This window comes from Neisseria lactamica (assembly GCF_901482445.1).
Classification (GTDB): domain Bacteria; phylum Pseudomonadota; class Gammaproteobacteria; order Burkholderiales; family Neisseriaceae; genus Neisseria; species Neisseria lactamica.
In genome coordinates this window covers 1513569-1532491 of the sequence record NZ_LR590477.1, presented here as the reverse complement: position 1 = coordinate 1532491, position 18923 = coordinate 1513569, and the positions used below count along the sequence as shown (strand labels likewise).

20 protein-coding genes and 10 pseudogenes are annotated in these 18923 nt (G+C 43.0%); 6 read left to right on the top strand and 24 right to left on the bottom strand.

Translation table 11 applies throughout. The features are described from left to right. The first annotated feature begins 191 nt into the window (after positions 1 to 191). The 4 genes from FGL10_RS08240 (at position 192) to FGL10_RS08225 (ending at position 6652) form a co-directional block, all read left to right on the top strand. A complete protein-coding gene (locus tag FGL10_RS08240; protein WP_003709251.1) occupies positions 192 to 527 on the top strand; it encodes a hypothetical protein in 336 nt (111 codons plus the stop codon). A 174-nt stretch (positions 528 to 701) separates the two neighbouring features. Beyond that, on the top strand, positions 702 to 3392 hold the full coding sequence (glnE, locus tag FGL10_RS08235) for a bifunctional [glutamate--ammonia ligase]-adenylyl-L-tyrosine phosphorylase/[glutamate--ammonia-ligase] adenylyltransferase (RefSeq protein WP_036469807.1): 2691 nt from the start codon (positions 702 to 704) through the stop codon (positions 3390 to 3392). Between the two features lie 281 nt (positions 3393 to 3673). Continuing rightward, entirely contained in the window at positions 3674 to 5881 is a 2208-nt protein-coding gene (gene uvrD / locus FGL10_RS08230) for a DNA helicase II (protein ID WP_003709242.1), read from the top strand. A gap of 231 nt (positions 5882 to 6112) precedes the next feature. Then, on the top strand, positions 6113 to 6652 hold the full coding sequence (locus FGL10_RS08225) for an SMI1/KNR4 family protein (protein WP_003709240.1): 540 nt from the start codon (positions 6113 to 6115) through the stop codon (positions 6650 to 6652). A 189-nt stretch (positions 6653 to 6841) separates the two neighbouring features. On the opposite strand, the gene FGL10_RS08220 is transcribed toward FGL10_RS08225, so the two are convergent. Further along, positions 6842 to 7057, bottom strand: a complete 216-nt coding sequence (locus FGL10_RS08220; RefSeq protein ID WP_003709236.1) for a hypothetical protein — start codon at positions 7055 to 7057, stop codon at positions 6842 to 6844. A gap of 105 nt (positions 7058 to 7162) precedes the next feature. On the opposite strand from FGL10_RS08220, the pseudogene FGL10_RS12935 reads away from it, so the two are divergent. Continuing rightward, a pseudogene (locus tag FGL10_RS12935) lies at positions 7163 to 7270 on the top strand (IS5/IS1182 family transposase); the annotation flags it as partial. Between the two features lie 15 nt (positions 7271 to 7285). Here the strand turns inward: FGL10_RS12935 and FGL10_RS08205 are convergent. Continuing rightward, positions 7286 to 7644, bottom strand: a pseudogene (locus FGL10_RS08205) (immunity 8 family protein). A gap of 52 nt (positions 7645 to 7696) precedes the next feature. On the opposite strand from FGL10_RS08205, the pseudogene FGL10_RS08200 reads away from it, so the two are divergent. Then, positions 7697 to 7864, top strand: a pseudogene (locus FGL10_RS08200) (IS1595 family transposase); the annotation flags it as partial. A 16-nt stretch (positions 7865 to 7880) separates the two neighbouring features. Here FGL10_RS08200 and FGL10_RS08195 read toward each other — a convergent pair. The 22 genes and pseudogenes from FGL10_RS08195 to FGL10_RS08100 form a co-directional block, all read right to left on the bottom strand. Next, positions 7881 to 8255 carry an SMI1/KNR4 family protein gene (locus FGL10_RS08195; protein WP_003709227.1) on the bottom strand — a complete coding sequence of 125 codons (375 nt, stop codon included), beginning with the start codon at positions 8253 to 8255 and terminating at the stop codon, positions 7881 to 7883. A gap of 47 nt (positions 8256 to 8302) precedes the next feature. Beyond that, positions 8303 to 8659, bottom strand: coding sequence for a DNA mimic protein DMP12 (locus FGL10_RS08190; protein WP_003709225.1), 357 nt, complete (start codon positions 8657 to 8659; stop codon positions 8303 to 8305). Next, positions 8656 to 9327 (bottom strand): annotated as a pseudogene (mafB, locus tag FGL10_RS13120) (polymorphic toxin MafB class 3); the annotation flags it as partial. The gene FGL10_RS08190 and the pseudogene mafB (FGL10_RS13120), both read right to left, overlap by 4 nt. 69 nt (positions 9328 to 9396) lie before the next feature. Continuing rightward, positions 9397 to 9714 carry a hypothetical protein gene (locus tag FGL10_RS08180; RefSeq protein WP_036475214.1) on the bottom strand — a complete coding sequence of 106 codons (318 nt, stop codon included), beginning with the start codon at positions 9712 to 9714 and terminating at the stop codon, positions 9397 to 9399. Next, positions 9711 to 10322, bottom strand: a pseudogene (locus tag FGL10_RS13115) (MafB family polymorphic toxin); the annotation flags it as partial. The pseudogene FGL10_RS13115 and the gene FGL10_RS08180, both read right to left, overlap by 4 nt. Before the next feature lie 221 nt (positions 10323 to 10543). Further along, positions 10544 to 10699 carry a MafI2 family immunity protein gene (locus tag FGL10_RS13110; protein ID WP_476737678.1) on the bottom strand — a complete coding sequence of 52 codons (156 nt, stop codon included), beginning with the start codon at positions 10697 to 10699 and terminating at the stop codon, positions 10544 to 10546. A gap of 39 nt (positions 10700 to 10738) precedes the next feature. Then, the gene (locus FGL10_RS08170) at positions 10739 to 11083 is read right to left on the bottom strand and encodes a hypothetical protein (RefSeq protein ID WP_003709218.1); all 345 of its coding nucleotides are present in this window, start codon (positions 11081 to 11083) and stop codon (positions 10739 to 10741) included. 37 nt (positions 11084 to 11120) lie between these two features. Beyond that, a complete protein-coding gene (locus tag FGL10_RS08165; protein WP_003709215.1) occupies positions 11121 to 11444 on the bottom strand; it encodes a hypothetical protein in 324 nt (107 codons plus the stop codon). Positions 11445 to 11446: 2 nt separating this feature from the next. After that, the gene (locus tag FGL10_RS08160) at positions 11447 to 11623 is read right to left on the bottom strand and encodes a hypothetical protein (RefSeq protein WP_003709213.1); all 177 of its coding nucleotides are present in this window, start codon (positions 11621 to 11623) and stop codon (positions 11447 to 11449) included. A 223-nt stretch (positions 11624 to 11846) separates the two neighbouring features. Continuing rightward, positions 11847 to 12248, bottom strand: a complete 402-nt coding sequence (locus FGL10_RS08155; RefSeq protein WP_003709211.1) for a hypothetical protein — start codon at positions 12246 to 12248, stop codon at positions 11847 to 11849. A 3-nt stretch (positions 12249 to 12251) separates the two neighbouring features. Next, a complete protein-coding gene (locus FGL10_RS08150) occupies positions 12252 to 13772 on the bottom strand; it encodes a MafB family polymorphic toxin (RefSeq protein ID WP_080718819.1) in 1521 nt (506 codons plus the stop codon). Between the two features lie 39 nt (positions 13773 to 13811). Beyond that, positions 13812 to 13931, bottom strand: a pseudogene (locus FGL10_RS08145) (adhesin); the annotation flags it as partial. A 334-nt stretch (positions 13932 to 14265) separates the two neighbouring features. Continuing rightward, positions 14266 to 14676, bottom strand: coding sequence for a hypothetical protein (locus tag FGL10_RS08140; protein WP_002224186.1), 411 nt, complete (start codon positions 14674 to 14676; stop codon positions 14266 to 14268). Positions 14677 to 14679: 3 nt separating this feature from the next. Further along, positions 14680 to 15444 (bottom strand): annotated as a pseudogene (locus tag FGL10_RS13030) (MafB family polymorphic toxin); the annotation flags it as partial. Between the two features lie 96 nt (positions 15445 to 15540). Then, a complete protein-coding gene (locus FGL10_RS08130) occupies positions 15541 to 15912 on the bottom strand; it encodes an SMI1/KNR4 family protein (protein WP_002218307.1) in 372 nt (123 codons plus the stop codon). Continuing rightward, positions 15909 to 16160 carry a hypothetical protein gene (locus tag FGL10_RS12630; protein WP_003690197.1) on the bottom strand — a complete coding sequence of 84 codons (252 nt, stop codon included), beginning with the start codon at positions 16158 to 16160 and terminating at the stop codon, positions 15909 to 15911. Before FGL10_RS12630 ends, FGL10_RS08130 begins: the two co-directional genes overlap by 4 nt. 203 nt (positions 16161 to 16363) lie before the next feature. Then, positions 16364 to 16702 (bottom strand): annotated as a pseudogene (locus FGL10_RS12625) (MafB family polymorphic toxin); the annotation flags it as partial. Between the two features lie 83 nt (positions 16703 to 16785). Then, positions 16786 to 17088 carry an Imm40 family immunity protein gene (imm40, locus tag FGL10_RS08120; protein ID WP_002215106.1) on the bottom strand — a complete coding sequence of 101 codons (303 nt, stop codon included), beginning with the start codon at positions 17086 to 17088 and terminating at the stop codon, positions 16786 to 16788. Positions 17089 to 17113: 25 nt separating this feature from the next. After that, positions 17114 to 17380, bottom strand: a pseudogene (locus tag FGL10_RS08115) (hypothetical protein); the annotation flags it as partial. Positions 17381 to 17400: 20 nt separating this feature from the next. After that, entirely contained in the window at positions 17401 to 17607 is a 207-nt protein-coding gene (locus FGL10_RS08110) for a CPCC family cysteine-rich protein (protein WP_002235294.1), read from the bottom strand. Further along, positions 17573 to 18499 (bottom strand): annotated as a pseudogene (gene mafB, locus FGL10_RS08105) (polymorphic toxin MafB class 3); the annotation flags it as partial. The gene FGL10_RS08110 and the pseudogene mafB (FGL10_RS08105), both read right to left, overlap by 35 nt. A 104-nt stretch (positions 18500 to 18603) precedes the next feature. Continuing rightward, positions 18604 to 18819: a hypothetical protein gene (locus FGL10_RS08100; protein ID WP_002215102.1), complete on the bottom strand. Its 216-nt coding sequence runs from the start codon at positions 18817 to 18819 to the stop codon at positions 18604 to 18606. Positions 18820 to 18923 lie beyond the last annotated feature (104 nt).

Genomic DNA, 18923 nt, shown 5'->3' with positions numbered 1-18923 from the left:
GGAAGATTTGAAAGCGGGGGCGGGCTGCATTCCGGAAGCGGCAAAACCCGAACCGCCCGCATCGTTGCCGATAAACCGATAAGGAAATCGTTTTGCCGGACCGGGTGCAAATGTTTGATAACAATCCTGCCGCCCGGCAAAAATGCTTTAAAGAAAGCAGGATTGGTTCATTCAAAAGAAAAAATTAAAAAATGACGGTTGATAAGGAACAAGTAGAAAAGATGATTTATTCTGAAAATAAACAGAGTGTTATTGACGGTATGCTCGGTATGACCTTTAGTTCGGAAGAGGATGAAATCCCCTGGATTTCCGAGAAGTTGACGGAGTTGTCGAAACATAAAGACTTGGATATTGCCAGCTTGTCATTAACCTGTTTCGGACATCTCGCCAGGATGCATGAAAATATCGGCGATTGCGATAAAGTGGTTGCTTTATTGCGCTCAAAACAAGGTAATCCGGATTTTCAAGGTTTTGCCGAAGATGCGTTAGACGAGATTTCCTTCTTTATATTTAAAAAGCGTCCGTAAGCGCGGATTAAACCTGTCAATCCGATGCCGTCTGAAGCGTTATCCGGCTTTCAGACGGCATCGGAGGTTGCTATGATATAGTGGCGTGACTTTGAACTGGTGCGGCTCCGCCTTGTCCTGATTTGAAGTGAATCCGCCATCCCGTTCCCGCCATTTTTTCAAATGGAATCCGAAATGTCCGACAACCGCCTCGACACCGCCCGCCGTTATTCCCTTTTTCTCGCCCGCAACCTTGATTCCGGCAAACTCAAGCCCGAAATTTTCCTGCCTATGCTGGACAAGGTTTTGACCGAAGCGGATTTCCAAGCCTTTGCCGACTGGGACACAATCCGCACGGAAGAAAACGAGGAGGAATTGGCGCGGCAGTTGCGCGGGTTGCGCCGTTATGTGGTGTCGCAGATTATCGTGCGCGATATCAACCGCATCAGCGATTTGAACGAAGTAACCCGCACGATTACGCTGTTTGCCGATTTTGCCGTCAATACCGCGCTGGATTTCGCCTACGCCTATTATCGGGATATGTACGGCACGCCGATCGGGCGTGGTACGAAATCGCCGCAGCATTTGAGTGTGGTGGCGATGGGCAAGGCGGGCGGCTATGAGTTGAACGTGTCTTCCGACATCGATTTGATTTTCGTCTATCCCGAATCGGGCGACACCGACGGCAGGCGCGAACGCGGCAATCAGGAGTTTTTCACCAAAGTCGGGCAGAAACTGATTGCGCTGCTGAACGACATTACCGCCGACGGGCAAGTGTTCCGCGTCGATATGCGGCTGCGGCCGGACGGCGATTCCGGCGCGCTGGTATTGAGCGAAACCGCGCTGGAGCAATACCTGATTACGCAGGGGCGCGAATGGGAACGCTATGCGTGGTGCAAAGGCCGCGTGGTTACGCCGTATCTGAACGGCATCAAATCGCTGGTGCGCCCCTTCGTGTTCCGCAAATATCTGGATTACGGCGCGTATGAGGCGATGCGTAAGCTGCACCGCCAAATCCGCAGCGAAGTCAGCAAAAAAGGGATGGCGGACAACATCAAACTCGGCGCGGGCGGCATCCGCGAAGTCGAATTTATCGCCCAGATTTTCCAGATGATACGCGGCGGACAAATGCGCGCGCTGCAACTGAAAGGCACGCAGGAAACGCTGGAGAAACTTGCCGAAACCGGGATTATGCCGTCTGAAAACGTCGAAACCCTGCTTGCCGCCTACCGCTTTTTGCGCGATGTCGAACATCGCTTGCAATACTGGGACGACCGGCAAACCCAATCCCTGCCGGATTCGCCCGAACAGCGGCAACTGCTTGCCGAAAGTATGGGATTTGATGATTACGCCGATTTTTTGAACGCTTTAAATCAACATCGAAACCAAGTCAACCGGTTGTTCAACGAAATTTTGAGCGAACCCGGAGAACAAACGCAAAGCAGCGGCGAATGGCAGTGGGTTTGGCAGGAAAAGCCCGACGAAGAAGGGCGGCAATGCCGTCTGAAAGAACACGGGTTCGATGCCGAAACCATCGCCGCAAGGCTCGACCAAATCCGCAACGGGCATAAATACCGCCGCCTTTCCGCCCACGCCCAGCCGCGTTTCGACGCGCTTGTGCCGTTGCTGGTACGGGCGGCGGCAGCGCAAACCAACCCGACCGATACATTGATGCGGCTGTTGGATTTCCTCGAAAACATCAGCCGCCGTTCCGCCTATCTCGCCTTCCTCAACGAACATCCGCAAACCCTGGCGCAACTGGCAGAGATTATGGGCCAAAGTTCTTGGGTGGCGGCGTATCTGAACAAATATCCGATTTTGTTGGACGAACTCATCAGCGCGCAATTATTAGATACGGCGTTTGATTGGGACAAACTCGCCGCCGAGCTTTCAGACGGCATCAAAGCCTGCGGCGGCGACACCGAAGCGCAAATGGACACCCTGCGCCATTTCCAACACGCCCAAGTCTTCCGCCTCGCCGTCCAAGACCTCGCCGGATTGTGGACGGTAGAATCCCTCTCCGACCAGCTCTCCGCCCTTGCCGACACCGTCATTGCCGCCGCCCTTTCGTGCGCGTGGGCGGATATGCCCAAAAAACACCGCGACACGCCGCAATTCGCCGTCATCGGCTACGGCAAACTTGGCGGCAAAGAACTCGGCTACGCCTCCGATTTGGATTTGGTTTACCTCTATGACGACCCGCATCCCGATGCAGGCGACGTGTACAGCCGCCTCGCCCGCCGCCTGACCAGCCGGCTTTCCGCCGCCACCGGCGCAGGCAGCCTCTACGAAACCGACCTGCGCCTGCGCCCCAACGGCGACGCAGGTTTCCTCGCGCACAGCATCACCGCCTTTGAAAAATACCAGCGCGAAAACGCGTGGACGTGGGAACACCAGTCCCTCACCCGCGCCCGTTTTATCTGCGGAACACCCGAAATTCAGACAGCCTTCGACCGCATCCGCACCGAAATCCTCACCGCCGAACGCGACCAAACCGCCTTGGTAGGCGAAATCATCGAAATGCGCGAAAAAATGTTCCCCACCCACCCGCCGGTTGACGGCAACGTCAAATACGCGCGCGGCGGCGTGGTCGATGTCGAATTTATCGTCCAATACCTCATCCTTGCCCACGCCCGCCAATATCCGCAACTTCTCGACAACTACGGCAACATCGCCCTCTTGAACATCGCCGCCGACTGCGGTTTGATTGATAAAACCCTTGCCGGACAAAGCCGCACCGCCTACCGCTTCTACCGCCGGCAGCAGCACAACACCAAACTGCGCGATGCGGAAAAAACCGAAGTAAGCGACGAATTGCTGTCCCATTACGGCAATGTCAGGAAATTGTGGAAGGAAGTGTTCGGCGAGGAAGCGGCAACCGCCTGAACGAAGAATGCCGTCTGAAGCCCGACGATTCGGGTTTCAGACGGTATTTTCGTACCGTGCCGTTTTAAGGTTGCGGCAGAGCTAAAGCGATTTATCGGGAATGGCTGAAACCCAAAAACCAGATTCCCCTTTCGCGGGAATGACGGGATTTCAGGCTTTTGTTTTTGTGGGAATGATGGGATTTGTTACCCAAGCAAAAATCAAAACAAACAAATAAGAACCGTTTAAAACCCCGCTGTTTCCATTAAAATAGCGCATTCCACTTTTCAGACGGCATCCCTATGTTTCCCGACCAATCCGCCCCCAACCTGCTGCAAGGCTTGAACCCTGAACAACTTTCCGCCGTAACCTGGCCGCCGCAATCCGCCCTTGTGCTGGCAGGCGCGGGCAGCGGCAAAACGCGCGTGCTGACCACGCGTATCGCATGGCTTTTGCAAACCGGTCAGGCAAGCGTGCACAGCATTATGGCGGTAACGTTTACCAATAAAGCCGCTAAAGAAATGCAGACCCGTCTAGGCGCGATGATTCCCGTCAACGTCCGCGCCATGTGGCTTGGCACGTTCCACGGACTCTGCCACCGTTTTCTACGGCTGCACCACCGCGACGCAGGCCTGCCGTCTTCCTTTCAAATTCTCGACAGCGGCGACCAACTTTCCCTGATTAAACGCCTGCTCAAAAGCCTCAACATCGCCGAAGAAATCATCGCACCGCGTTCGCTGCAAGGCTTTATCAACGCGCAAAAAGAATCCGGCTTGCGCGCTTCCGTCTTGAGTGCGCCCGATCCGCACACGCGCCGTATGATTGAGTGCTACGCCGAATACGACAAAATTTGCCAACGCGAAGGTGTGGTCGATTTTGCCGAACTCATGCTCCGCAGCTACGAAATGCTGCAAAGCAACGAAATGCTGCGCCAACACTACCAAAACCGCTTCAACCACATTCTGGTCGACGAGTTCCAAGACACCAACAAACTGCAATACGCCTGGCTGAAACTGATTGCCGGCAACCACGCAGCAGTGTTTGCCGTCGGCGACGACGACCAAAGTATTTACCGTTTCCGTGGCGCGAACGTCGGCAATATGACCGCGCTGATGGAAGAGTTCCACATCGACGCGCCCGTCAAACTCGAACAAAACTACCGCTCCGTCGGCAACATCCTCGCCGCCGCCAACGCCGTTATCGAAAACAACGACGAACGCCTCGGCAAAAACCTGCGTACCGATGCCGAAGCAGGCGACAAAATCCGCTACTACTCCGCCTTTACCGACCTCGAAGAAGCCCAATTCATCGTGGACGAAACCAAAGCCCTCGAACGCGAAGGCCGGAATTTGGACGAAATCGCCGTCCTCTACCGCAGCAACGCCCAATCCCGCGTTATCGAACAAAGCCTGTTCCGCAGCGGCATCCCCTACAAAATCTACGGCGGGCTGCGCTTTTACGAACGCCAAGAAATCAAACACGCGCTCGCCTACCTGCGCCTTGCCGTCAATCCCGACGACGACAACGCCCTTTTGCGCGTCATCAACTTCCCGCCGCGCGGCATCGGCGCACGCACCGTCGAGAACCTTCAGACGGCATCGCAAGAGCAAGGCGTTTCACTTTGGCAGGCAGCCTGCAATGCCGGCGCGAAAGCCGCCAAAGTCGCCGCCTTCGTCCGCCTGATTGAAGCATTCCGCAACCAAGTCGGACAAATGCCCCTACCCGAAATCATCGTCGGCATCCTCAAAGACAGCGGCCTGACCGAATACTACAAAACCCAAAAAGGCGACAACCAAGACCGCCTCGACAACCTCGACGAACTCGTCAACGCCGCCATCGAGTTCAAACCCGAAGACAGCAACTTCGAAATCCTGCCCGACAATATTTCAGACGACCCCGCCTTCCCCATCCTCGCCTTCCTCAGCAACGCCGCCCTCGAATCCGGCGAAAACCAGGCAGGCGCAGGCGAAAAAGCCGTCCAACTGATGACCGTCCACGCCGCCAAAGGCTTGGAATTCAACGCCGTCTTCCTCACCGGTATGGAAGAAGGCCGTTTCCCCAGCGAAATGAGCCTTGCCGAACGCGGCGGCCTCGAAGAAGAACGCCGCCTGATGTACGTCGCCATTACCCGCGCCCGCAAACGCCTCTACATTACGATGGCGCAACAACGAATGCTGCACGGACAAACCCAATTCGGCATCGTCTCCCGCTTCGTCGAAGAAATCCCACCCGAAGTATTGCACTACCTGTCGGTCAAAAAGCCCGCCTACGACCGCTACGGCAATACGCGCCAAACCGCCGCGCCCAAAGACAAAATCATCGACGACTACAAACAGCCGCAAACCTACGCAGGCTTCCGCATCGGACAAAACGTCCGCCACGCCAAATTCGGCACCGGTGTCATCATCGATGCCGTGGACCAAGGCGAATCCGCCCGACTGACCATCAACTTCGGCAAACAGGGCGTGAAAGAGCTGGACACCAAGTTTGCGAAATTGGAAGAGATGTAGAAGGGAGATGGCATAGGCCGTCTGAATCTGGTAACAGCAAATTTTGCCCAAACCTCCGCCGTCATTCCCGCGCAGGCGGGAATCCGGACCTCGGTATTTTGGGAACATTTCAAGGCTGCTACAATTTCAAGCTTCTAGATTCCCACCTGTGCGGGAATGACGGGCGGTAAAAACCGGGTATGAATACCCAACCCCCCCTGTTTATAGCTGAAATCAATAAGGAAGAACATTATGTCCCAAGTTTTTAAAGATTTTGATTTGTCCTCTGTATGGGAATCCGACAGTTGGGCGGATGAAAATTACAAAGAAGCCCCGTTTACCCCTGAAATTTTGGCTGCCGTAGAAAGTGAACTGGGCTATAAATTGCCGCAAAGTTTTATTGAATTGATGGCAGTACAAAACGGCGGGATATTTGTCAAAAACTGCTTTCCGACCACGCAGAGAAATTCGTGGGCGGAAAATCATGTGCAAATTTGCGAGGTATCGGGAATCGGTTTTGAAAAAGAAGGGAGTTTGTGCGGCGAAACAGGGCAAAAACTTTGGCTGGAAGAATGGGAATATCCGCCCATCGGCGTGTATTTTGCCAACGACCCGTCAGGCGGTCATGCCCTGTTTGCCTTAGACTATCGGGCGTGCGGCAAAGACGGCGAGCCGAAAGTGGTGTTTGTCGAACAAGAATCGGATTTTGAAATCGTCGAACTTGCCCCCGATTTTGAAACCTTTATCCGCAGTTTGCGGCATGAAGATGAGTTTATTGACGAGGAAATATAAAACGGCGGTTGAAAAACCGGAATCATCAAGGAAAAACGGGCAGAATAACGGGTAACTGTTTGAATCCTTAAGGGAAACAATTTGGTGGAACGTGCCATCCAAGATCTTTGCAAAGAAAAACTGTCCCCGACAGCATTGACATTATTAACAGAATTTATCAAATTTGGAGCTATCTCAAATATAATGCGGTTATCCTTTTGTATCCATTAAATCATATGCTTCAATTAATTGTTGTTCTAGCTCTTGCACTAATTGAGGATTGCGAATTCCTGACACAATCTCAAATTCTTCTGCATCTATGCAAACACCTGCATAAATTTCAATAATAAGGGAACGCAATAATTGAAGCTCTTCTCTTGTTAAAGAAATAATAATGTCATCACCTGTGTAATTGATTATATTCATAATAATTTTATTTTTGCTTGTCAAAGTAAGTTTTGCCTAAGGTTGGTCTAAATGCTCTTCCACCATCTTTTGAATTTAGGTCTCTGATTACAATTGTTCCAGACTTATAGTGGATTAAATTTAAATCAGGACAAGGCGACGAAGCCGCAGACAGTATAGATAGTACGGCAAGGCGAGGCAACGCTGTACTGGTTTAAATTTAATCCACTATATCATCTCAAATTGCTCTTATGTGTTTGGATTGTAATCTTCGAATTCCCAAGAAAAAAATCGTAATAAGTTTGAAAGTGTCAAATCCCAAGTTTCTTTTGAGCAATATTCTAATATTTTATCAATTTCACTTTTAATCATCTTATGATCAAACTGTTCTAATATTAATGCATTAGACCAAAAAAACCTTCTTTATTACAATGATGGGAAATCCATTTAGGAGAACAAATGCAAAGTGAAAAAATAGATGAGCCTTGTTCTCCTTCGATTCCGATATCCAAATCTATCCATCTATGAAAATTATCTGGAATTTCGGGGGTAAATTTTTCAAAATCAATATCATATAAATTTATGCTTTTTAAATCCAATTTAATCATTAGGGCTGTCCTAGATAACTAGGGAAATTCAAATTAAGTTAGAATTATCCCTATGAGAAAAAGTCGTCTAAGCCGGTATAAACAAAATAAACTCATTGAGCTATTTGTCGCAGGTGTAACTGCAAAAACAGCAGCAGAGTCAGCAGGTGTTAATAAAAATATCGCAGCCTATTATTTTCATCGCTTACGATTACTTATTTATCTAGGACAGCCCCATATCTTTTATAGATAGCTGCTTACCAAGTATCCTTAATTGCTAATTCAAGCCACTCTTCAAAACTATTAAAAAATTCATGGTTTTCTATATTATCTAAATTAATGACAATAACCCTAGGATTTCCTGTTGCATCATTACCATCAAAATAAGCTTCCCATTCTCCATTACTAGCGAATGGGATAAGATTTAAATCAGGCAGGATAGAATTTCTAAATATATAAGCTACTTCTGCCCCTTCTGTTCCATAATTCTCAAACCACCAGTGAAAATTATGTGGCTGAATATAAGGTATTAAAGATGTATCGTTAGAGATACGAACATACTTTTCAGGATAACAAAACCCTTCAGGAAGCATATTACTAGGATATAAATTAAATTCATTTTGAATAATCATTTAATGCTGCTTGCTCTGTATCAATATTACTAAAAATTAGATTAGTTTCAAAAATGAAAAATCACTGTTTTTTCATTTTTTATAGCATATTCAAGTACATGAATAATATTTTTCACTAAGGACTCTGTAGAAAAATCTGAATTTTGTAATTTTTCTTTTACAGCCAAAATACTTTCCTTATCTATTAGCCAATCCCCCTCACTTGGTCCAAATAACCAATTATCGGTAATTTCAGAAACAAGCCTCCATAATCCACGATTTTGATATTCAATAATTTGATTTTCCGTAATTTCTACAACTGTTTCAGATTGAATGTTTTTATAAGCCCAATCAACCATTTCAGTATATTCACTAATTGAAACATTGTCTTTTAAACAGAAAATTAACAGGTTGTGTTCATTCATTTGTCTAAGTTCCTGATATGAGTTTGTTGTTGTAAATAATCTTTTGCTTGCTTACCTTGTAAATTACCGGTTTTCACAACATTACCATTTGAATCAAGATACTGTTTTCGTGAATTATCATGGATTCTAAAATAGTTGTTTTCGTTATCTTTTATAATTGTAATTTTTCCATCTAAACTAGTGTATCGAGTTTTAACTTTATCAGGACTTAAAATACAAGGTGCATTGGGAGTTAGTGTTTTGTGCACTGAATCAAAACTTGCTGAACTCCAGTTACTATTAAACTTCTCAAAATTTTGTTTTCTTTTTTCAGCGGCACTGTTTGGTAAAGATTTAATAGGTTTATTCCCACCTGCCATCTCCCCATCTAAAGTCTGCATATGGCGGGCAGCAGGTTTTTTATAACCGGTATTTTTAACCCAATCCCATTTGGTCGGGTTAAGTTCTACTTTTTTACCTCTCCAAACCGTACCTGCGGCCTCTGCTGCGGCAAGGGCAGTTTGGGCTGTTGCAGTTATATTCGGATGGGCATCAGCCCATTGTCTGGCGGAATTGATACCGTCTTTTATCGCAAAAGCACTGTCCTGTAATAGGCTCGCGGCAGCAAGTTGTGCTTCCGGGCTTAATTTTCCTGAATTATTAATACCTTGTAGAGTCTGCTGCGCAGAGATGTAGCAACTGTATTTTTACCCCGTCGGGTAAAAATACAGTTGCTACGGCTGCTGGGAAAGCAGTTACTATTTTCCCAGTGGCTCAAAATTAATTGTTTCAGCAGATATTTTTATAATAATCCCTACATCAATAATAATTTCACTATAAAATTGGTATTTATATAGCTCTATTTCGGGTATAAACAAGGGAAACAAGCTATCTTCCTTATCCTTATAATCTACGAAATTATTTGTATCTAATTTAAAATTCAAAATATTACTGCATTTGATATATCCGAAATAATTACCTTCAATTGTATCTGTAAAAGATAATGTAAGGGTATTTCCATTATCGGAAAAGATTATTTCATAAAGGCTTACATTGTGAAAAATATTTTTTTTCATTTGACAAAATATCCAGAATGATGATGATTATTTGGCAATGGATTGCCTTCATAATCTTGTCGTTGCGGATATTTTCCCTGTACACCATCGGTTCGCGGCACTCTTTGGGTTCTTATAACCTCTCTATTTGGACGAATATCTATTTTCACGCCATCAGGACCTTTCCATGTTTCATATTGAGCCGCATCTGAACCAGTACGTCTAAAACCTTGTTCTTGCAATGCTTGACGTAATTCATCTCGCGTAGTTGGTTTGATAGATTTAACAACTGGCTTGTTTCCTCCTGCCATCTCACCGTCCAACGTCTGCATATGGCGGGCAGCAGGTTTTTTATAACCGGTATTTTTAACCCAATCCCATTTGGTCGGGTTAAGTTCTACTTTTTTACCGCTCCAAACCGTACCTGCGGCCTCTGCTACGGCAAGGGCAGTTTGGGCTGTTGCAGTGATATTCGGATGGGCATCAGCCCATTGTCTGGCGGAATCAATGCCGTCTTTTACCGCAAAAGCACTGTCCTGTAATAGGCTCGCGGCGGCAAGTTGTGCTTCCGGACTTAATTTTCCTAAATCATTAATATCTTGTAAAGTTTGCTGCGCAGAGATGTAGGTCGGATATTTGTATCCGACAAAAATATTTGACGCATCTATCGTTTCCGAAATACCGCTGTTGGAAAATGTCGGATTCGAGAATCCGACCTACGGCTATTTCGTTTAAGTCATAAATAGTCATTCATGTTCCTTCTGAATTTGCTTTTGCTATCCTTAGAACCAATCATATAAACATTATCATCATTAATTAATGTTCTAAGTTTATGAAGCGGTCAAATCTGTCAAACTACCAGAGATGAAGCATATCCTCTTGGAAGTAATTCTGTTCGTGCTGTTTCCATATCTTCTTTGCCATCATCAGTTACTTCTCTGTCTAAATAAAATCTTACGATAAGTTTTTGTCTAATTTCATCAAATTCTGCCGTAATTAATCTTATATTGATATGAATACACGGTTCATACCTGCTATTAGCCAGTCAGGTGTAGTTGGATGGGGATTCATTTTTAATAATATCTTCAAGCAAGTGAAATGTAAGAAAAGCGTAGATACTTGAAAGCCGGCTATCTGATTGGCAAAAAGAAATTTCGGAGATAAAGAATTTCCGTTTATATTTTTCATAAATTAAATCAACACCTTGTTTTACATAAAAACTAACTTCCTCAGGAAGGATATTTATAACATTCTCTCCTTTTACTTTTATAGTTAATGGTTTGATTTTTATATTTTCATGAATATCTGATAGGATTATTTCTAAAAAATTATTTTTATTTCCAGTCATTCTGGCTATTTTATGTATATTTCCATTGTGTTCGATTATCATTTTATTTTTTCCAAGGATTTCCTTCTATATTGATAGTTTATCTAAAGATTTCATTTAAAATATCCTGACTAATTTCTTGTTTATATAATTCTACAATTTTCTGTTTCTGTGAATTTGTATAAAATTTTTCGTTGGTATCTGCTTGATATTTTAATTGTCTCAATATTTCCATGATTTCATATTCTGACTTTTCATCATATTCTTCAATCATGTAATCAACAAATTGTTTTAGAATATCAAAGGCTTCGTAACTTTCCAAAATTTTAATATGTTTATCGGCAAAATTGGACATATACCATTCGTCAGTGATTGGATTAGTATTTAAATCATCTAAAAAAACATTTACATCATCTAAAAACATGACTAATCCTTAAACTTAAAATCTGTTTTCTCACCGGTTCTTGTGTTTTCAATAAACTTAAAATCTGTTTTTTCACCGGTTCTTGTGTTTTCAATGTAATGTATCTCAATTTTGTTTACGTTTTGAACACGCTTAACCCAACCGTCTTTTGCTAACCAACCATTTTTAGTATCGGACATAGGAGGTATTCTCGCAGGAGTTTTGCCCTGTGGGTTTGCCTTAACTTCTGTTCAATGCGGAAGGCGAGAATATTGCGGACGGAATGTAGAAACCAATATACTTAATTGCCATACCATTCTCATCAAAATATCTGTGCTGTTTAAAGTGCGTGGTGCATTACACGAGTAGTTTTATTTTCAGGCTGCCTGAAAGAAAGATAGGCAACTTATTACTCATCTTACGCTAGCTCTCAATAATTGAATACGTTGCACTAGAACCAATTATTTCTATGAATGTTTGCTCAAACATAAAAATATAGTGTTTAAAGAATTCTCTATTCAAAGGAAAATAACTTTCTTTCAATATCCATTCCACATAACGCTCATCAAGAAGTTCAAAAAAAGATTGACCACCATTTTCATGAAGTAAAGCTCTATCTGCATCTTCCGAAATTAAATCCATAAAAGTATCTATAAAATACGATTCATCAACAACCCTAAAATGAATAACATCTTCAATAGAAATTTTTATGGTTTTATCCGTATTTCTATAACCAACTGCTATAACTTCTACTTTATCAAAGTTTATTGCTGCATTATCAAAATAGAAATAGCCAGTTGGGAAATCTAAGCTTTTTAATTTCATAATTTATCGTGTATTTCCATATCTGATTTTTATTTTTCGGTTATTACTAATTGTTATTTCAAGTGTTGGTTCTCCACCACTACTATCATTACGAACATTAACCGCACGCCCATCAGGCAAATTGCCCGTTATCGTTCCATTAGGACGTGTTTGTACATTTCGAACATTCAGACTATTAAAATCATTTAGTGCGTCATTGTAATCTCCCACTTTATCATACTGAACAGCGGAACCTTTTGTTTTACTCCTTTGAGTAGTATTGCTCAAAATGTCTTTGATTTGTAAATCACTGCGCACCTTACCGGCTTCTATGCGAGCTGCCACACTACTCGGGCTATAAGGGTCGCTATCAATCGCAGGATTACCACCGCTGGTTTTTTGTCCGCTAGTCTGTTTCCCAACCTGCTGTACTGTATCGCCAATTTCATCTACCGTACCTAACGCCTTAGTCTGCATAGGGCGAACAGCAGGTTTTTTATAACCGGTATTTTTAACCCAATCCCATTTGGTCGGGTTAAGTTTTACTTTTTTACCTCTCCAAACCGTACCTGCGGCCTCTGCTGCGGAAAGGGCAGTTTGGGCTGTTGCAGTTATATTCGGATGGGCATCAGCCCATTGTCTGGCAGAGTTGATACTGTCTTTTACCGCAAAAGCACTGTCTTGTAATGCGGTTGCGGCCGCAAGTTGTGCTTCCGGACTTAAATTTCCTAAATTGTGAATACCCTGTAAAGTTTTCCGTGCTGCCGCATAGGTTACCGGGTTTACCGCACTGTCTGTAATTGCCCCAACTCCCAATCCCTGAAAACCCGTTAGAAAAGGATTGGCTGCACCTTGGATGATGCCGCGAATATCATCCATACGGTTAGCCCACCAATTTTGATGGGGGTCGTTTTCCCATATCAGTTTTCCTGCTTCATCAGCACGGCTGAAAAAACCGGAAGCGGCACCGGCATTTTCTTTTAGCCAGCGGTCTGAAAAAGGGGCTTGCGGAACAGTGTTTATCTTTGTTTTTGTAGAAGTTCCTTTGACATAGTAGCTGTATATATCCCTTGCCCCTCCGGGGGGCGGATAATCGCTGCCTTGCGGTCCGTCATATCCATCCTCCGGATGGATTTCCGACCCTGTTCGATGAAGTTGGTAAACGGTAAAACCGCCGTCTACACCGCCGCTGAAATCAGAAGTGCTTTTTGAATCATGATGATCGAACGGACTGTGTACTTCATGTCCGTGTCCTGAAAAATGGGTTTCATAGCCGATAACACCTTCAAATCCTGTCCGTTCGTGTGTAATAGGCAGTATGGGGCCGACCGCAGTTGCATCAAATGTTTGGACGGCGTAAACCCGATTTTTAACACTGCCGCGACCATCGCCGAACAGATGGTATTTACCACCCGGTTCGTAGTGTTTTGCCTGCATATCATCGCGCAAACGGGCATCCAAACCGTTCGCATGACTAATGGGGATTTGCAGCAACGATATTGCTGCTGCAAACAGCATCATGAATTTTTGAATAGGCAATTTCATTTTGTTTTCCTTGGTAGCAAGCGGTTATGGTAGTGTGAATTAAGGTTGCCCTTGTCTATGTTGTCGCACTGCTTCATCGCTGTATCCATACCCCTCATGACTGTTATCAGCCTCTACGGATGGGGCAGAGTTACCCGTATGATTGCCGTATGGTCGGATACTTGTATCCGACAAAAATATTTGACGCGTCTATCGTTTCCGAAATGCCGCTGTTGGAAAATGTCGGATTCGAGAATCCGACCTACGGTTGCTGAACAATGTTTTGTAGAACTTGCTCAAAATCCATGTTTCGCCATTTTCCTTTATATATACCTAATGCAGCACGGGTTACGATTTCGTTTAAGTCATAAATAGCCATTTACGTCCTCTGCTAATTTTCAGCGAGTAGATTGGGTTACCAAACCCAACAAAAAAGCAGCCTGAAAAATTTCAGGATGCTTGTTTTATGTTTTTTATCAATGAATTAGGTTTTAATCCAGCCTGCGCTTGCTAGTTAAACAGTATTTACATAAAAATCTTGCACTGAACAAACAAGCGTATCATGTTCATCATGAAATGATGGGCATAACGTTAATCTACAAATGTTTACATTTAAAGATATTTTTTCAGTTTCAATATTTTTAATTTGTAAGGTTAATACATGAGGATATTTGTGATATAGCTGATTTTTTAATTGTTCGTTGTCTAATATAGCAAAAGGTAATTTTGCACACAAATAACCAATAACTTTGTTTTTATGAAAAAAAACTATCCAATTTTCAATTCCTTCATCCCAATCAAAAGTAAAATCCGTTCCTTCTATGATAAATTTAGCACAAGATATTAAATCTAACTTAACCCAAGTGGATTTATACAGACTCAATGCTGATGAAGTTATAATATTATCTAAATTATAAATTTTCATAAATCAACGTTCCTTACTTGGTGTTCCATGCACAGGTCTAATCCCATCTTTATTCGGTTTTCTACGATAAATGTTAATTATATGTGTCGGTTTTCCGTCTGTATAGCCAACTACGTCGTTCGTTGGAACTTTTGCCTTATTTTGACTATCCCATAAATTATGTTTATCTGCATATCTAGCAGCATCTAATGTAGCTTTTTCCGCATCAACATCTGATTTAAATAAACTTTTGCTATCTATCTTGTCTAGACTAGATGCATCAGGTTTGTGTCGTACCATACTGAGAGGGTCAGTAATATATTTGCCATCCGTAATAGCTGATCCACTATTATAGGTAGTATGCGTATAATTTTTTTGTGGAACGAGACTATTTTGCAAAGATTGTTGTGTAGAAACGCCAGCTTTGCCATTAGGAGTAGCTTGCTTCGCTGGCTTATTCCCACCTGCCATCTCCCCATCTAAAGTCTGCATATGGCGGGCAGCAGGTTTTTTATAACCGGTATTTTTAACCCAATCCCATTTGGTCGGGTTAAGTTTTACTTTTTTACCTCTCCAAACCGTACCTGCGGCCTCTGCTACGGCAAGAGCAGTTTGGGCTGTTGCAGTTATATTCGGATGGGCATCAGCCCATTGTCTGGCGGAATCAATGCCGTCTTTTACCGCAAAAGCACTGTCCTGTAATAGGCTCGCGGCGGCAAGTTGTGCTTCCGGACTTAATTTTCCTAAATCATTAATATCTTGTAAAGTTTGCTGCGCAGAGATGTAGGTCGGATATTTGTATCCGACAAAAATATTTGACGCATCTATCGTTTCCGAAATGCCGCTGTTGGAAAATGTCGGATTCGAGAATCTGACCTACGGCTGCTACCAACCATCATTTTCAGCTTCTTTTAGCCAAGTATCAAAATTTTCAAAAGTCTCGTAATATTTTGTATTATCTAAATTAACTACTATAATTTTAGGATTACCTGATTTATCTGAAATATCAAAACAGGCAGCCCACTCTTGGTTTCTAGCAAAAGGTAATAGGTTTGGAATGCCAGTTATTTCAAAATAAATGTCAATTACTTCTGATATATTGCTTTCTGCATTTTCAAACCACCAAGGAAAAGAATATTGTTCATCGTAGTTAATGGCATGAGTGGATTGAGCTAATTTTAAATAACTTTGCGGATATTTAAATCCTTTAGGAAGCATTGCTTCAGGATACGGAACAAAACTATTTTGTTTTATCATTTCCTAAGTACCTTTACATCATAAATACTTCCGTTAGGAAATCTTTTGCTCCACCCTTCTGGAACTCCTTTTTGTGTTTCTTGCTTTCTAATTCGTAGCTGGATAGCTTCTCCCCAAGTTTGAGGCTCAATACCATCATGCTTAAACCTGATTCTCTCTTTTGATGATAATCGGTCATTAAAATTATGAACATTCGCTTCCACTTTTACCCCTGCTTCACGTGCTGCCATAATACGCGTGTTATCCATACTAGTAGGTGCTCCATCAGGCATATTAACAACATCAACCCTGTCGCCAACCCATGATTTTTTTCGTTCATTGCAGCTACAAGAGAATCATAGTTGTAATTTGCACCACGCTTCTGATAGCTAACTGTAGCTTGTGAAAAAGATGTACGAGTAGGATCTATGATTTGTCTGCCTACCGGCAAGACATAATCTCCTGAAGAAGGTTTAATAGGCTTGTTCTTGCCAGCTATTTGCCCATCTAAAGTCTTTCGGGTAACAGTTGTTTCATAGCCGGTATTTTTAACCCAATCCCATTTGGTCGGGTTAAGTTCTACTTTTTTACCTCTCCAAACCGTACCTGCGGCCTCTGCTGCGGAAAGGGCAGTTTGGGCAGTAGCTGTTATATTCGGATGGGCATCAGCCCATTGTCTGGCGGAATTGATACCGTCTTTTACCGCAAAAGCACTGTCTTGTAATAGGCTCGCGGCGGCAAGTTGTGCTTCCGGACTTAATTTTCCTAAATCATTAATACCTTGTAGAGTCTGCTGAGCGGCTGTATCTGAGCCGGTCAGTGTAGGTTGGATTAAAACCCAGCATTTTCAACATCTTGATGTTTTACTATAAATCTATTCTTGTGCTTCCTTTGTTAGATAAATTTCAACACAAAAGATACGTATGCATTCTCTAATTTTATTTGAGATAAATAATGCATTGCTTTGTCGATACTGTTAAATAAATTACTTCCCTCGTAATACCAATTATCATATGTTTGATAAAAATAATTATCTTTCTTGATATAAATATCTCCCCCCAATACAAGTATTCTCTCATTGATAAATAAATTTAATATATCTATTGCAATGGGGACGGGTAATGCGGCTTCTCTAATTCCAATTCCTATCAAAGATTCTCCTTGTCTCGAATAAATTTCAAAAATTTCATTTAACATATTAATCTCTATCTACTATTTTTCAATCGGTATAAACCCTATTCACAGTTTCATCTTGTATTTCTTTATGAATACTTAATATATTGAGATAACTTAGGAATTTTATTTTCTCAGATTGAGGCAACTCATCAAAACCAAGCCAACAATAAAAATTGTTATATGATTTTAAAAAATCAACAATTTTTATTTTTCCTAAAACCAAATCTTCGACTAACTGGGTTGCATAAATAATATCATTTATGATTTTAACAGGTAAATTATTTGATAGGTAACCATGGGATTCCGTCATCATTGATTTCTCTAGGTGCTTATTTATCTGATTGGTAAGCCTTTTGCGTAAGCTTCTTTCGCCTCCGCAAGTGTCATTTCATTAGGGCCACCATCTATATTAGTTTCTCCTGTATTTTGCCACTGACAAACGTCACAGATATCATAGTCCATAACTTCAGTTCCGCAAACAGGACAATGTAGCCATATTTCTCCGTCAATTTCCCATGTCTTTTTTGAATTCTCCATCATAATACTTCTTTCCTAAGTTTGGTTTAAACATTGTTTTGATTTTGAATGTTTTTGGATTGGCCAAAACATAGATATTGTTATTGATATCATAGCGCACTCGTCTATGTTCCGTCTGATAACCTAATATCTTGTCCGATGTCTGTTTTGATAACAAATCAGACGCCATTTTTTGGTAGTCTTCAATGGTTATATCGCCAAATTCTTTTCCATGAGCTTTGAAATGTCCATTTAAAGATTTCTCAGTAGGAAACTTGGACTTTGTCCATCTGATGCGGTCTTGAATTGTTCCTGTCGGAGAAATAGATGTATCAGGTTTAACATATGAGGCAGGTAAGCCGATATTGTTATCAGAGTGTGTAGGGTGTTGCTGCGTACTTGGTTTTGGTGGCTTATTCCCACCTGCCATCTCCCCATCTAAAGTCTGCATAGGGCGGGCAGTAGGTGTTTTATAGCCGGTATTTTTAACCCAATCCCATTTGGTCGGGTTAAGTTTTACTTTTTTACCTCTCCAAACCGTACCTGCGGCCTCTGCTGCGGAAAGGGCAGTTTGGGCTGTTGCAGTTATATTCGGATGGGCATCAGCCCATTGTCTGGCAGAGTTGATACTGTCTTTTACCGCAAAAGCACTGTCTTGTAATGCGGTTGCGGCCGCAAGTTGTGCTTCCGGACTTAAATTTCCTAAATTGTGAATACCCTGTAAAGTTTTCCGTGCTGCCGCATAGGTTACCGGGTTTACCGCACTGTCTGTAATTGCCCCAACTCCCAATCCCTGAAAACCCGTTAAAAAAGGATTAACCGCACCTTGGACGATGCCGCGAATATCATCCATACGGTTAGCCCACCAATTTTTATTGGGGTCGTTTTCCCATATCAGTTTTCCTGCTTCATCAGCACAGTTAGGATTGGCATTGATGCCCACCCAGTTTCAGGCAGCCTGAAAAGGATTTTTAAGATACGGCTAGGTGGGCTGCGAGAACCCACACTCTGCATAACCATTTAGTTAGATGTATCCATTAGATTATATGCTTCAATTAAATGTTGTTCTAGCTCTTGCACTAATTGAGGATTGCGAATTCCTGACACAATCTCAAATTCTTCTGCATCTATGCAAACACCTGCATAAATTTCAATAACAAGGGAACGCAATAATTGAAGCTCTTCTCTTGTTAAAGAAATAATAATGTCATCACCTGTGTAATTGATTATATTCATAATAATTTTATTTTTGCTTGTCAAAGTAAGTTTTACCTAAGGTTGGTCTAAATGCAGTCCCACCATCTTTTGAATTTGGGTCTCTAATTACAATTGCTCCAGAC

Coding starts and splice junctions, on each gene's coding strand:
- FGL10_RS08155 (WP_003709211.1), bottom strand. CDS start 12,248: ATGAAATTAAAAAGCTTAGATTTCCCAACTGGCTATTTCTATTTTGAT.
- FGL10_RS08195 (WP_003709227.1), bottom strand. CDS start 8,255: ATGATTATTCAAAATGAATTTAATTTATATCCTAGTAATATGCTTCCT.
- FGL10_RS12630 (WP_003690197.1), bottom strand. CDS start 16,160: ATGGATAACACGCGTATTATGGCAGCACGTGAAGCAGGGGTAAAAGTG.
- FGL10_RS08130 (WP_002218307.1), bottom strand. CDS start 15,912: ATGATAAAACAAAATAGTTTTGTTCCGTATCCTGAAGCAATGCTTCCT.
- FGL10_RS08150 (WP_080718819.1), bottom strand. CDS start 13,772: ATGAAATTGCCTATTCAAAAATTCATGATGCTGTTTGCAGCAGCAATA.
- imm40 (WP_002215106.1), bottom strand. CDS start 17,088: ATGTTAAATGAAATTTTTGAAATTTATTCGAGACAAGGAGAATCTTTG.
- FGL10_RS08165 (WP_003709215.1), bottom strand. CDS start 11,444: ATGTTTTTAGATGATGTAAATGTTTTTTTAGATGATTTAAATACTAAT.
- FGL10_RS08240 (WP_003709251.1), top strand. CDS start 192: ATGACGGTTGATAAGGAACAAGTAGAAAAGATGATTTATTCTGAAAAT.
- FGL10_RS08100 (WP_002215102.1), bottom strand. CDS start 18,819: ATGAATATAATCAATTACACAGGTGATGACATTATTATTTCTTTAACA.
- FGL10_RS08190 (WP_003709225.1), bottom strand. CDS start 8,659: ATGAATGAACACAACCTGTTAATTTTCTGTTTAAAAGACAATGTTTCA.
- FGL10_RS08140 (WP_002224186.1), bottom strand. CDS start 14,676: ATGAAAATTTATAATTTAGATAATATTATAACTTCATCAGCATTGAGT.
- glnE (WP_036469807.1), top strand. CDS start 702: ATGTCCGACAACCGCCTCGACACCGCCCGCCGTTATTCCCTTTTTCTC.
- FGL10_RS08110 (WP_002235294.1), bottom strand. CDS start 17,607: ATGATGGAGAATTCAAAAAAGACATGGGAAATTGACGGAGAAATATGG.
- uvrD (WP_003709242.1), top strand. CDS start 3,674: ATGTTTCCCGACCAATCCGCCCCCAACCTGCTGCAAGGCTTGAACCCT.
- FGL10_RS08160 (WP_003709213.1), bottom strand. CDS start 11,623: ATGTCCGATACTAAAAATGGTTGGTTAGCAAAAGACGGTTGGGTTAAG.
- FGL10_RS08180 (WP_036475214.1), bottom strand. CDS start 9,714: ATGAAAAAAAATATTTTTCACAATGTAAGCCTTTATGAAATAATCTTT.
- FGL10_RS08170 (WP_003709218.1), bottom strand. CDS start 11,083: ATGATAATCGAACACAATGGAAATATACATAAAATAGCCAGAATGACT.
- FGL10_RS08225 (WP_003709240.1), top strand. CDS start 6,113: ATGTCCCAAGTTTTTAAAGATTTTGATTTGTCCTCTGTATGGGAATCC.
- FGL10_RS08220 (WP_003709236.1), bottom strand. CDS start 7,057: ATGAATATAATCAATTACACAGGTGATGACATTATTATTTCTTTAACA.